This is a genomic window from Streptomyces sp. TP-A0874 (assembly GCF_001748085.1).
In the GTDB taxonomy this organism is placed as follows: Bacteria; Actinomycetota; Actinomycetes; order Streptomycetales; family Streptomycetaceae; genus Streptomyces.
In genome coordinates this window covers 1-11,872 of the sequence record NZ_BBZK01000011.1, presented here as the reverse complement: position 1 = coordinate 11,872, position 11,872 = coordinate 1, and the positions used below count along the sequence as shown (strand labels likewise).

Annotated in this window: 10 protein-coding genes and 2 pseudogenes; 6 read left to right on the top strand and 6 right to left on the bottom strand. The window is 67.6% G+C overall.

The window, feature by feature from the left end; all coding sequences use genetic code 11:
* Positions 1-688: 688 nt before the first annotated feature.
* Together BGP73_RS23335 and BGP73_RS18550 are read left to right on the top strand one after the other, a co-directional pair.
* Positions 689-826, top strand: coding sequence for a 3-hydroxyacyl-CoA dehydrogenase NAD-binding domain-containing protein (locus tag BGP73_RS23335; protein WP_212732821.1), 138 nt, complete (start codon positions 689-691; stop codon positions 824-826).
* A gap of 555 nt (positions 827-1,381) precedes the next feature.
* The gene (locus tag BGP73_RS18550; protein ID WP_069816369.1) at positions 1,382-1,786 is read left to right on the top strand and encodes a DUF2795 domain-containing protein; all 405 of its coding nucleotides are present in this window, start codon (positions 1,382-1,384) and stop codon (positions 1,784-1,786) included.
* 750 nt (positions 1,787-2,536) lie between these two features.
* Here BGP73_RS18550 and BGP73_RS18545 read toward each other — a convergent pair.
* Positions 2,537-3,109, bottom strand: a complete 573-nt coding sequence (locus BGP73_RS18545; RefSeq protein ID WP_139134583.1) for a hypothetical protein — start codon at positions 3,107-3,109, stop codon at positions 2,537-2,539.
* Positions 3,110-4,274: 1,165 nt separating this feature from the next.
* Here BGP73_RS18545 and BGP73_RS18535 point away from each other — a divergent pair.
* On the top strand, positions 4,275-4,673 hold the full coding sequence (locus BGP73_RS18535) for a hypothetical protein (protein ID WP_069816363.1): 399 nt from the start codon (positions 4,275-4,277) through the stop codon (positions 4,671-4,673).
* A gap of 3 nt (positions 4,674-4,676) precedes the next feature.
* Here BGP73_RS18535 and BGP73_RS18530 read toward each other — a convergent pair whose 3' ends face one another.
* On the bottom strand, positions 4,677-5,189 hold the full coding sequence (locus tag BGP73_RS18530) for a hypothetical protein (protein ID WP_069816620.1): 513 nt from the start codon (positions 5,187-5,189) through the stop codon (positions 4,677-4,679).
* A gap of 99 nt (positions 5,190-5,288) precedes the next feature.
* On the opposite strand from BGP73_RS18530, the gene BGP73_RS18525 reads away from it, so the two are divergent.
* Positions 5,289-5,684, top strand: coding sequence for a Tn3 family transposase (locus BGP73_RS18525; RefSeq protein ID WP_069816360.1), 396 nt, complete (start codon positions 5,289-5,291; stop codon positions 5,682-5,684).
* Between the two features lie 153 nt (positions 5,685-5,837).
* Here BGP73_RS18525 and BGP73_RS18520 read toward each other — a convergent pair whose 3' ends face one another.
* Together BGP73_RS18520 and BGP73_RS18515 are read right to left on the bottom strand one after the other, a co-directional pair.
* On the bottom strand, positions 5,838-6,713 hold the full coding sequence (locus tag BGP73_RS18520) for a Vgb family protein (protein ID WP_079127659.1): 876 nt from the start codon (positions 6,711-6,713) through the stop codon (positions 5,838-5,840).
* Positions 6,714-6,737: 24 nt separating this feature from the next.
* Complete coding sequence (locus BGP73_RS18515) at positions 6,738-7,646, bottom strand: alpha/beta fold hydrolase (protein ID WP_069816618.1); 909 nt, start codon at positions 7,644-7,646, stop codon at positions 6,738-6,740.
* A 757-nt stretch (positions 7,647-8,403) separates the two neighbouring features.
* Between BGP73_RS18515 and BGP73_RS18510 the strand changes: the two genes are divergently transcribed.
* Positions 8,404-8,616, top strand: a complete 213-nt coding sequence (locus BGP73_RS18510; RefSeq protein WP_069816356.1) for a DUF4287 domain-containing protein — start codon at positions 8,404-8,406, stop codon at positions 8,614-8,616.
* Positions 8,617-8,955: 339 nt separating this feature from the next.
* Here the strand turns inward: BGP73_RS18510 and BGP73_RS18505 are convergent.
* Positions 8,956-9,727: pseudogene (locus BGP73_RS18505) on the bottom strand (transposase).
* 377 nt (positions 9,728-10,104) lie between these two features.
* On the opposite strand from BGP73_RS18505, the pseudogene BGP73_RS24040 reads away from it, so the two are divergent.
* Positions 10,105-10,368, top strand: a pseudogene (locus tag BGP73_RS24040) (hypothetical protein); the annotation flags it as partial.
* A 640-nt stretch (positions 10,369-11,008) separates the two neighbouring features.
* Here BGP73_RS24040 and BGP73_RS18500 read toward each other — a convergent pair.
* On the bottom strand, positions 11,009-11,758 hold the full coding sequence (locus tag BGP73_RS18500; protein WP_069816354.1) for an IS5/IS1182 family transposase: 750 nt from the start codon (positions 11,756-11,758) through the stop codon (positions 11,009-11,011).
* Positions 11,759-11,872: the final 114 nt, after the last annotated feature.

Below are 11,872 nucleotides of genomic sequence, written 5' to 3'. Positions count from 1 at the left end.
GATGCGGCACGCCTGGCGCCATCTCCTTCCCCAACCCGCCACCGCGCACATCCGGGCTGAGTCAGGCGAAAGTGGTCACCTTGCCGAACCTGGCGAAGTCGATGCCGATCAGATCCTGCCCACGGGCTTACCGCCGACTACCACGACGAAGTTCAGGCGCCAAGAGCCAGTACTCAGCCGGCCCCGACCAGACCATCCCCCGCAACCAGCGCCACTCACGTACCGGGCTGTCCTCAGGGGAGACCGGCCGCGTGCGACGCGGGGGAGCGGGGCCACGGCTCTTCGACCGTGCCCTCTGCAAGCCCTACAACGCTGTCGGAGGCTGCTTCGGCCGGCTCAAGCGGTTTCGTGTCATCGCGACACGGCTCGACGAGTTCGTTGCTGGCTACGAGGTGGGACTCCACGCCGTCCGCAGGGGGCGCCCGGGCCGTTCCGACAGGTCGCCGGGGTGCGGTGGTCGGAGTGCGTCAGCCCGGCGTTGTAGTGGAGCCGCGGGTCGAGTGCTCCGGGCAGCGGTTCCGGTACCGCCATTCGGCGCACCCCGGCTGCCTTTTCCTCGTCCTCCAGACATCGTGTGTCCACGGCGCTGTTTCTCCCAGGCGGAAACTTGTCACTACGATCTTTCCGGTATGGCGTGATTGTCAACAACAGCAACTATTTGTCGCTTCGATCCTCCTCGGGAGTCGTCATGGCACAGCTCAGCATCATCGGGTCCGGCTCCATGGGCCGGGCCATCGCCACTGTCGCCACCAAGGGCGGCAGCACTGTCGACCTGCTCGGCAGGTCCGACCTTCGCCGCCACTCTGGCCTCCAGCACTGTCGGTGAGCGCCCCACCACCGTCCTCGTCGCCGGCGATGACGCCGACGCCAAATCCCTGCTGGCCGGTGTGGTCACCGCCGGCGGCTTGCGCGCCGTCGATGCCGGCTCGCTGGAGCGTGCCCGCGAGCTGGAGGCGGTCGGGTCCCTCCGGCTCACCTCGCCGTGAGCGAGAAGGTCCCCTGGAGCGGAGGCTTCGCAGTCGTGGGGTGATCAGCGGCCTTCGCGGGCCCACGGAGTGGTTCGCCTTGGACGAGTGTGAGATGACCGAGTGGGGCCTGTCGGCCCTCGGAGGTCCTCTCAGCTGGACGATGTGGTGGCTGAGCGAGACGTGCGGGATGCCCGGGGGCTCCTGGTCCCTGTGACCGCAGGCGCCCCTTGGGCGTCCTCGGGTTTCTGTGTCTCGTATCCGCCTGGGTGGGGCGGTCGGTCTGTGGACTACTGCTGTCGCTGCCCCGGTCGGGCGGGGGCTGTCGAAAGTCGCAGGGGGTGCCGGTGACGTTTGGTCTCGTTCTTGCGAGGCACCCCGACTATCACTCTTCTTCGACGCTTGGAGGACTGGACATGGCCAGCGACAAGACGGGGCCGCTGCATGACGAGGAGATGAAGGCCGAGATGCAGGGTGAGCTCAAGGCTGACCGCGCCACACGCGCGGAGGAGGAGCGGGACATGGAGCCTTCGGGTGAGGATCAACCCGAGGTGAGTCGGGCTCCGGACGAGGCCCTGCACGGCGGTACTCCTCCGGGCATGAGCCAGGACGATGTGGAAGTCCGTTCGGACCTGGCCCGTCATCTTGGCCTTGCCGCCTTCCCGGGCGACCGCGTCGTCGTCCTGGACACCCTGCGGGAGAACAACGCTCCCGACCGGTTGATCGACATGGCGAGCGGGCTTCCGGAGGGCAGGGAGTTCCAGAACGTGCAGGACGTGGTGCGGGCCCTGGGCCTGGGCGTGGAGGACCGCAGGACCTGACCGCCGACCGGACCTGACGCGCGAACCGCGTGGCCATGACACTTCTTCCCGAACCGCTCTGGCCGGGGGTGTCGTTGCCTGTGGGTGTGCCCGCACCGTGGTTGCCTTCCGTGCAAACAGTGCGCGCTTATCCGGTCACGGTACGCGGTCGTTGGCTGGTTGGAGTGCTTCCTCCAGCTCGTGAGGGAGCTGCGGGGGATGCCCTGACCCAGCCGCCCATGTGGCACGGGGCGGAGCTTGGCCGCGGTCCGGACGTCCGTCCACTGTGTGGTGATGCGTGCGGCTACGAGCTGGCGCACATCTTCGCGGGAGCCGGCATGCTACGCCCGTCGGTGGCCTGGTCGCCGTTCACGGGCAGATCGGAGACGTGGGAGACCACGCAGCCGCTATGCCGTGCACGTCATCCGTTGGTGGGTCGGGGCCTGCGTACGGGGCCGGGGGCACGGAGTCCGAGGAGCGTCCGTACCGACGAGTGCCTGGAGCAGTCGCTCTGCAGGTCGCGGCACGGCGGCTGGCGAGCCTGGACGCCACCACTATCTCGCCTGTCATCGCGCGGTGCCGGTCATGTACACGCTGCACTAGTCCGACGAGGTGTGGCCCCGCACGCTCGACAACCTGACGTCCGGCGCTGAGGCGTCCAGCGGAAGTTGGGCGGTAGGGATGCCGCCGTCTGGGATGGCTGGCCCCTTTGCTTCCGAAGCGACGGTGAACGCACCAGGGCCACGCCGACATCCGCCACCTGTGCCCGGCTCAGCACGGGAGGCTCTTCTCGAGCTCGTAGCTCACAACCACCCACCGGTCGCCGATCGTGCGCAGGGACTCGGTGACCCTGTACCTGCGGGGCTGATCTTCCAGCGGGTCTTCCTTCCCGGTCTCCTTATCCACCGGGATCCACTTGGTTGTGTCCACGCACTCGGTGACCGTCGCCGTCTTCGGGGACTTCTCCACGTCGATCGCGGTGACCTTGCTCTGGGAGGCGGTGATCTCCCCGCGGAAAATCAGACCGGCGTCCCGGTAATTGGCCAGGTCCGCTCGCATCCTCCCCAGCGCCGTGTCGCTGGTGTAGGTCTCCAGATCGGTGCCCTTCTCCGACGCCTTGGCGTACGCCTTATTCTGAGCAGCCCTCATCCCGGCAACCGTGGCCAGGACCTCCTTCTTGTCCGCGGCCAGGGGGTCGGCGGGGGACGGGCTGGAGGAGCTGGGTTCAGACGGCTTCGGATCCTCCTGGGCGGCGTCCGAGCAGGCCGACACTCCCAGCGCCAGCGCGCCCAGCACGATGAGAGAACCGATACGGCGATTGCGACAGAGCGATGCTGATGCCATCGCGCCTCCCTCTTGATGTGTGGTAGCCGGCACGGACCACGTGCACGGCAGCAATCAGTTCTGTAACCGGAAGATTACGCATATGCCATCCCTGGGCCGAGCCCGGCCCAAGCCCCTGACTCTCTCTCAGGTCCATGTCCGCCACCTCCAGTCGTACGGCGATCGCCTGCCCCAAGAGGTTGGCTCCAGCTGACCGGGCGCGCGTCCTCGCTCGCTCTGCGACCTCCCGGACGTGGGCACGCGCGTTTGACGCGCACTCGGGTCGGGCTGCCGCCGCACGATCGCAGGCATCGTTGAGCGCCTGGACGGCCTCGGAGATCACCTACCAGCAGCTGGGACAGGGCGAAGCCGCCGTCCTCCCGCCGTCCGTACACAGCGAGCAGCCGGTCCCCGACGGATCCGGAGTCCTCCGTCGGCGCGCCCGATCAGCGGCTCGGTCCTTCTCCCGCTCGGTGCACGCACACGGCAGATGGTCCCCTCTGCCTCGAGGATCCCGTCTTCGCAGCGAGGGGCTGGGCACACCGACTTGACGATGGCTGCCGCGGCGCTGACTGGGCTACGGAGTTGGCCGGCAGCGTGGAGGTCGGCATATCCGTGGGTCGACCAGCGCCGAGTGACCCGGCCGGTGAGGCGCTCGACCGTGGCAGTCCGCAGTTCGCGCTCGATCTGGGCGACCAGAGTGCGGGGCCGGACGGTCCCGGCCGCCTGCCGCAGAGCCTGGACCAACGGGTCCGGGAAGCCGGCCAGGACGCGGGCGGTGTCCCTTCCCACCCGGGGGCCTGACTTGGTCGGCGCCGAGGCGCCGCTGGTCGCGGCGAAGCCGCCTTCGCATGGCTTCCCCTGCTACCGGTAGACAGCCTCCGGCGTTCAGTGGCGCTACGCGCCGAAGGCGCTCGCCGTGGTTGCTGTTGGTCTGGTTGTTGTTGATCTGGTCTTGTACCGTACTTTCTGTCGGCACGGGCCCCTACGTTTTCGTCACCTGCTGTCCCATCGCCAGCCAGCTCTGCAACGCCAAGGAGCCCGATGACGCTGTTCGAGCTGCAAGCCTGGCTCGGACACCGCTCGCCAGAAGTCGACTCAACACTACGTCGAGATCAGCCCGAACAAGCTGGTCAAGGCGTACAGCGACGCCGGGTACTTCGAGCGCAACGTCCGCACCATCGAAGTGCTCGTCGATCGAGATGCGGTCAGCTCCGGCGCCGCCGCGAAGGGCGACCCCTGGCAGTACTACGACCTCGGCCACAGCTGGTGCACCTACACCTTCTTCGAGCACTGTCAGCACCGTATGGCCTGCGCACGCTGCGACTTCTACACCCCCAAGGCGTCCAGCAAGAGCCAGCTCCTGGACGCCAAGGAGAACCTGCAGAAGATGCTCGCCACCATCCCGCTGACCGACGACGAGCGCGCCGCCGTCGATGACGGCCAAGCCGCCCTCGACCAGCTACTGGAGCGACTCACCGACGTCCCCACTCCGGGCGGGCCGACTCCCCGGCAGATCGGTATCCCAGCGCAGGCCACCGTGCTGCCTGTCATTGAGATCAACCGGCATCCGACAGGGCAGTAGCGCTCAACGGTCCAGCCGGTGCCGAACGTAATCCGGCTGGGCCGTACCGACCTCGATGCGGTTCTCGTCGAGGCCGTTGACGATCCGCAGACAGTCCCCGGCGAAGACGAACTCCACCGCCACCGTGCCGGTTGCCAGGTCATGGTCTGCCGGCCGCCACTCAAGCAACGCGACCTCGCACAGCTCCTGGCCGACAAACGGTTCCAGGCGTTCATCACTGTGGGACCACTGGGGTGTGAGCTCGAACCACTCCCACCCGGTGATCGTCGCCGCAGTGTCGATCGTGTCCCAGCCGATCGAGAGGAGGTCGAGCTGCGAGTGACAGACCTCCACCTGGACGCCGTCGAAGTCCAGCACCACCGGGCAGTCGGCGAACCAGTTTTCGTCCTCGACGAAGCGCACCAGGGCGAACCCCGTCAGCCGCCTACCGGCGAGCACCGCTAGAAGTGATCCGTGCGCCTGCCGAACCGCCTCGATCCCGACCAGGAAGGACGGCTTGAAACCAGAGATCCCCATGTCCACAGCAGGGAGTCTCCCGGGCTTCAGCCCGACCGGCCAGCGCATATTCGGAGCAGCAGGATCCTCGGCGCCACTTGACATCTCGGATTCCACAGAATGGCCCGCTACCTGCGGCTTCGCGACCTTCAGCGGGAGATCGAGGAGGGCTTGAACGTCATGGAGTCCTCCAACGGCGCCAACTCCGTGATCGCTTACGGCAGGGGCGGGGAGATCGCCTCGAACCGGCGCGACGAGCAGGAGGTGTTCGTGCTGTGCCTGCGGATTCTGCAATCGGCCCTGGTCGACGTGAACACCCTGATGCTCCAGGACATCCTCGGCGAACCGGAGTGGGCGGACCTCCTCACGCTCGCCGACCGGCGCGGCCTGACCCCGCTGTTCTGGTCCCATGTCCGGCCCTACGGTGAGGTCAACCTCGACATGGGCGCTCGTCTCAACCTCGCCGCGGCCTCCTTGCCGGGACCCCGGGCCCCGGACGATCAGGCCGCCGCGTGATCCACTGTGGAGAAGGTCTGAACCTGCGCCTCCACGGCACTGCGAGCGGGCCGCGCCGGCGTCTCGCGTGGCACGACGCCGACACACAGCTACCCTGAGCGTGCTCGAAATGTGTGCGCGGTGCTCCGGAGTGGGCGGTTCTTCGTCCTGAGGCTACGGTTCAAGCCGCGCGACCCCTCCCGTTTCAAGGGCCGCCCACAGAGCGCCGTCGGGACCCAGGGTGATGCCGTGCGGCTCGGACGACGGTGACGGCAGGCTGTACTCGGCGATCTTGCCGCTACCGGTGATGTGGCCAATGCTGTTGGCTCCCCACTCGGTGAACCAGCAGTCCCCGGTAGAGGCCGCGACGATGGCATGGGGTTTGGCCGTACGGTCAGGGAGCGGGAACTCCTTGATCGCGCCGTCCACCGAGATCCTGCCGATCTGGCCCGCTGAGATCTCGACGAACCACAAGGCGACGCCGTCGCTGGTGATGCCCACGGGTGCAGCGCTCGGGGTGGGGAGCCGGTGGATAACGATGTCTCCGTGGACAGTGATGCGGCCGATCGCGTTCGCCTGGTTGAGTGTGAACCACAGGGCCCCATCAGGGCCTGCCGTGATCGCCGAGGGATAGGCGCCCGTACAGGGAAGGACGAACTCGGTGATCTCTCCCGTGCTGGTGATGCGGCCGACCCGGTCGGTGTTCATCTCCGTGAACCACATCGCATCGTCCGGACCGGCGGTGATCCCGAAGGGTCCGCTGTCGGGCGTCGGCACGGGGAAGGACTCCGTTTCACCGTCGGCGGTGATGCGGCCGATCCGGTGGTCCTGGAATCGGGTGAACCACAGTGCTCCGTCGGGCCCGGGCGTAATGACCGTAGGGCGACACTCGGGCGATTCCAGGGGGTATTCGTTGAGTTCCCCGTCGAGGGTGAGGCGCGCGATGCGGCCGCTGTGCGCGAAGGTGAGCCACAGTGCGCTGTCAGGTCCGGCCGCGATGCCGTACGGCCCAGCGCCCTTGTCTGCCACGGACATCTCGCTTACGGCCACAGCAACTCCTTGCAGGGGTGGGGATCAACCGAGGTTCCCGACCGATGCCGCAGCTCGGTCTCGCACCAGGTCGAGAATGATCGCGGCGAGGTCAGCAGGCCGGGTCATGGGGATGTTGTGGTTCGCGCTGATGTCGATCAGCCGGCGGCCAGGGACGGCATCGACGACGGCACGCACTTCGTCGCGCCGCGAGGCGTAAAAACCATCCTCGGCCAGCACGATCGTCATCGGACAGGTGAGGCGGTCGTACACCTCGATACTCGGGAAGACTTCTGCGTCGGCCTCCACGGCGGTGACAGTCACGATCTCCTCGATGGCCGGTCGCCGTACCCACCGGTGGCCGCGATGCAGGAAGGAGCGCCGCGTGACCTCCTCGACAAGTTCGTGCCGTGCTCCGGCGTTGAGCCAGTCCCCTCCGGCCTCCCGGGCGCACTGCTCGACATAGGCATGCATCTGGTCGTCATTCATTTCCCAGCCGTAGCGGAACATCGTCCGCAAACGGCCCGCCGCCTCCGTGGTCCGTGCAGCGGCATGCTCGGCGAGTGACGCGCTACGGTCATCGAGCACCATGCCGTCCACGATGCAGAGGGCGGCCGGTTCCACGAGGCCACTGGCAGTGGCAGCCGTCACCGCGTACCCGCCGGTGGAATGGCCCACCAGCACGGGACGGTCCCAGCCCAGCGCGGTGACGACGCCACCGATGTCTCGCCAGTATTGCTCGGGGCCGGTGGAGTCGAGCCGGGTCTGCCCATGGCCACGCAGGTCGATGGCGATCGGATGACACTCGCTCACCAGACTGGACGCCACATCCCCCCAGGCGGCGGCGTCGTGTCCGCTGCCGTGGACCAGCAGCACCTCCTCACCGTGGCCGCCGAAGTCCACACCCGAGAGGACCCCGTCCACGACGGGGAGTTCGATCTCTGTTCCGATCACCACCGCACCCTGACGACCAGAAGCCAACAAGCGCAACTCCTTTTCTCGCAGGAGTCGGCGCGGGGTGAGGATGCCTTGAGACCGCCGAGAGCGGACAACGCTCCTGCCGCAGTAAATGCCGGATTTACTGCGGCGGAGCCTCTGCCGTGATTATCGCGACACGCGGCGGGCCATTCCGGCCGCCGGGGTGAGGTGTACGCATTTACTGCGACAGAGTTGGAAGGGCGGGGTGGGCGTGACGATCGAACCAGTGACCGAACTCGGGAGCGGGGGCGCGATCCGGTTGCCGCGCGCCCGAGTCGGCCGACCGAGCACGGCGACCGGGAGTCGGAGCCCGGCCACCAGGAAGCTTCGACCTGATGGCCCTGCGGGAATCCCGCACGGACATGGAAGCCCTCGTTCTCACGGCGAGAGCGGCTGCGCCACCTCGGGGACGCGTTCGCCGCTGCGGCAGACCGGTCCGCGCCACGATGGACCACTACGCGTACCGCGACGATGCCGAGAGGCCGCATCCGGTGCGTGAGCGCCACCAGCAGGCACACTGCCTGCGGGAGCCCGGACCGCACCGCGGCCGGGAGGCCGGCCACTGAGCCGACCCGATACCGCGCGCCCGATGCTGTGCATCGCCCCCGTGGCACCGACGATGTGCAAGTATCCACTCCACTCGGTAAAGCCAGAAGCTGCTTCAGGTCTGCTGTTGTGTGACACCCGGTGACGGTCGGGCTGTGTTGTCGGTGGTGGGTGACATGCTGCGGTCATGACTGAACCTGTGAAGGGACCGGCCAGCTACTTTCCATCAATCGAGAAGAAGTACGGTCGGCCCATAGCCGAGTGGAAGAACCTCATCCGTACGTCACCGCTGTCCAAGCACATGGAACTGGTCGGCTGGCTCAAGGCCGAACACGGCCTGGGGCACGGCCACGCCAATGCTCTTGTCGCCCACACGCTCGCGGAGGCCGACGGAAAATAGAAGCCCCCCGGCTGGACCGATCCACGTCGGATCTGGCCTCCTATCTGCGAGCTTTAGGTGCGAAGTAGCGAGGGCGCCCTGTGCCGCGTTCCAGTCGGACCCGCGCATCCGTCAGTGGTAGACGTCCAGCTCTGAGCAGTCAACGTCAGCCCGCCAAGGTCCTCGCTTGGCGGGCTGGCGCATCTGCGCCATGCCCCGGCTTCAGATGTAGATCATGATCTTTCCGCGTGTGTGTCCGCGCTTGGGTTGCGGGGCCCGGCTGGACAGTTCGAGTCCCGATGGGTAAGCGTTGTCCCGTAAATGATCTACGGCATGCCGGTTGACCAGTGCTGTTGTCTCTCATCCGGCCAGTGTGAGGTTGTGCAGGCGGGCGATGCCGAGCATGGCGTGGTGGACGCCGTCGCCTTTCAGGCGGCAGTCGCGGAGGATCTTCCAGGGTCTTCATGCGGGCGAAGGCGTGCTCGACGCGGGCGCGGACCTTGCGGTGCGAGCGGTTGTGCTCTTCTTTCCAGTCCGGGAGTTTGCTCTGGCCGGGGTCGCGGCGGTGCGGGATGACCAGGCCGGTGCCACGGTAGCCGCCGTCCGCGATCACCGTGGTGTGGCCGACGGCGTCCTTCGCGCCGGACAGCTCCCATGCCTTGCAGTCGTTGCGGTTTCCGGTGGCCGGCCGGCCGACGGCGACGACGAGCCGGGTGTCGGCGTCGATGACGACCTGGTGGTTGGTGGAGTACCGGTAGTTCTTCGACTGTTCGGCCACGGTGTGGTCGCGGGTGGGGACCGGGGTGCCGTCCACGATCAGCACGGTGTCCTTGCGGAAGCGCTTGCGCTGCTGGAGCGTGAGCGCGGGCCCGAGGTGGTCGATGATGCGGTCCGCGGCCGACTTCGACACCCCGAACAACGGTGCCAGTTGCCGCAGGGTCAGGTTCGTGCGCCAGTACGCGGCGACCAGGAGCACGCGGTCTTCCAGTGGCAGGCTCCAGGGCCGGCCCTTGCGTACCGGATCTGCACCCTCACGCCGGAGCGCGGTGATCAGCTTGCCGAACTGGCGCGGGCTCAGCCCGGTGAACGGGGCTATCCAGGACGGCTCCGACGCCGTGATCACACCAGACACAGCAAGATCATCTAACCTGCGACCAGCAGTTACGGGACAGCCCTTAGACCGCATCGCCCTGCCATTCCGGCTCGGCGCAGGCGACGGCCAGTGCGCCTTCACCCGCTGGCGCCCTCGCCGCTGATGAGCAGGTCCCGAGTGCCGTGCGGTGGATCGGGGCCCGCTCGCACGAGTGCCGTGGGGACGCGCACGTGTCCCCACGGCACAACGCGCCCGCCGCCGACAGGTCACACATCCTCTGCACCTGTCAAGATCCGAGACTTCTCACCGAAGATTGAGCGCCGCGCTGCCGAGTGGTCGCACATGGCCGCGACCGGGTGGGGCGGAGTTGGGCGACTTCCCCAGGGGTAGGCCGCCCACGCTTCGCTCAGGATGGGATTGGTGCTAGACCGTCTGCCGACGAGGGTCCGCAGCGATCATCCCGAAGGCGTCGGCCGCACGATCCGGGCATACAGTGCCTGACGCTGGACGACGTCGCCGGTGCGCTGAAGGTGCGGCGGGCCACGGTGTCCGCCTGGGAGTCGACCAAGAAGACGACCGAACCGCGCGGCCCCGAGCGTGAGGCGTACGCGCGGTTGCTCAAGCAGCTCGCGGAGCTCTACCCGGCCCCCGTGCCCGCCACGTTCACAGGCTTCCCCGCCCTGCATGGCCCGATCCGGACACTGAGAAGGGCCGGTGACGGTAGGACAGAACGCGAGCGAACAGGACAGGGGGGAGAGGACATGGTCGAAGCCCTACGGGTGCTGCTGCTTTCATGGTGGGTGCAGGGATCTGGTCGGCCTGGCGGCGCAGCCTGTTCCCCGGAGCATGGGCCCACACCTTTCACACGGCATACGCCGAAGAGCGCGCCCGGCTCACCCAGGCGCGCAGGAGACTGCGCGCGGTGGACAAGGACCAGCGCCAGGCGGAGACGGAGGCAGCTGGGCAGGTCAAGGCGGAACGCGAAAAGCACGAACAACTGGTCGCCAGACTGGAGCGGGAGGTCGCACTCCTACAGGCCCCAGGCCGCGGCACGGAGCTGGGACGTCTCGGAGACCTCGTCCTGTACGAGCACGCGGTCACGGCCTCACTGGAAGGCCGGCTACTCCCACTGCACGGACTGCGCGCGCGGTTCGACCGCGGCGACCGGATTCACTCGCTGTATCTGACCAAGCCCGACGGCGGCGGTGACCGGGCGAAGTTCCCTCACCGCCCGGACCCCGCAGCTGGACCGGAGAACAACATCCGGCTCTTCGACGAGGAAGGGATACGCGACTTCGAGATGAAGATCACTGAGCTTTTTCAGCGTTGCCGCTCGAGAGTGAGTACGGCCTTGGCGATTGACGTCATTCGATTCGGGCTGCTGCGTGACCTGCGGAAGATGCGCCAGGACTTCAGTCGTGCCATCCCGCGCTCGACAGGTGCGCGGGCCGTGGCGAGAGCGCGGTTGACGGTGTGCTGGGTCGGGGTGAGTTCGCCACCGGGTGGCCGCTTGAGTCCGACGGTCACCCAGGGGCCGGCGCCCTGGTAGGCCCGGTCGGCGAGGACCGGAACGCCCTGGCGCTCGCAGATGCGGATGATCCGGTGCGTGCGAGCTGCGGTCAGGTCGTGAGACCGCCCCGGCAGTGCGGGCGAGATCCACAGTACGTTGCCGGCCGGATCGGTGAGGACCTGCACGTTCACACCGTGGCGGCGGTGCTTGGCGGAGTAGTCGGCCCGGCCGTCGCCGGTGCGGTCGCACTCGGCAAGGGTGCCGTCGAGCAGGACGTAGTCAGGGTCGTTCTCGCGCAAAACTTTGAGCAGGCCCGGTGCCTGGTCGGCGAGCAGATCGATCGTCTTTGCGGTGTAGGCGTGGGCGGTGCCGAGCGAGATTCCGAACCCGGCGGCGATCTGGGCGAGGGGGTCGTGCTTGCGCAGGTACACCAGGGCGACCAGCGCACGCTGGTGCGGGGGCAGCTTGCAGCGGCGGTCACCCTCGCGGGTGACGATGAGCATGGTGGCCCACTCGACCAGGGCGTGAGGAAGGTCGAGTGCGGCAGGGTAGGGAACCAACGAGGCTCCTGTGCCGGTGGGTTGAGACTTCGAACACCTCCCTCAACGGCACGGGAGCTTCGTGCGTTGCGCACCCCACGACCATCACCCGACCAGTGGCCCAGCTGAAAGAGC

What these genes read in the sequence shown, in the direction of transcription:
- BGP73_RS18550 (WP_069816369.1), top strand. Translation starts at nt 1,382, where the DNA reads ATGGCCAGCGACAAGACGGGGCCGCTGCATGACGAGGAGATGAAGGCC.
- BGP73_RS18545 (WP_139134583.1), bottom strand. Translation starts at nt 3,109, where the DNA reads ATGGCATCAGCATCGCTCTGTCGCAATCGCCGTATCGGTTCTCTCATC.
- BGP73_RS23335 (WP_212732821.1), top strand. Translation starts at nt 689, where the DNA reads ATGGCACAGCTCAGCATCATCGGGTCCGGCTCCATGGGCCGGGCCATC.
- BGP73_RS18510 (WP_069816356.1), top strand. Translation starts at nt 8,404, where the DNA reads ATGACTGAACCTGTGAAGGGACCGGCCAGCTACTTTCCATCAATCGAG.
- BGP73_RS18525 (WP_069816360.1), top strand. Translation starts at nt 5,289, where the DNA reads ATGGCCCGCTACCTGCGGCTTCGCGACCTTCAGCGGGAGATCGAGGAG.
- BGP73_RS18530 (WP_069816620.1), bottom strand. Translation starts at nt 5,189, where the DNA reads ATGGGGATCTCTGGTTTCAAGCCGTCCTTCCTGGTCGGGATCGAGGCG.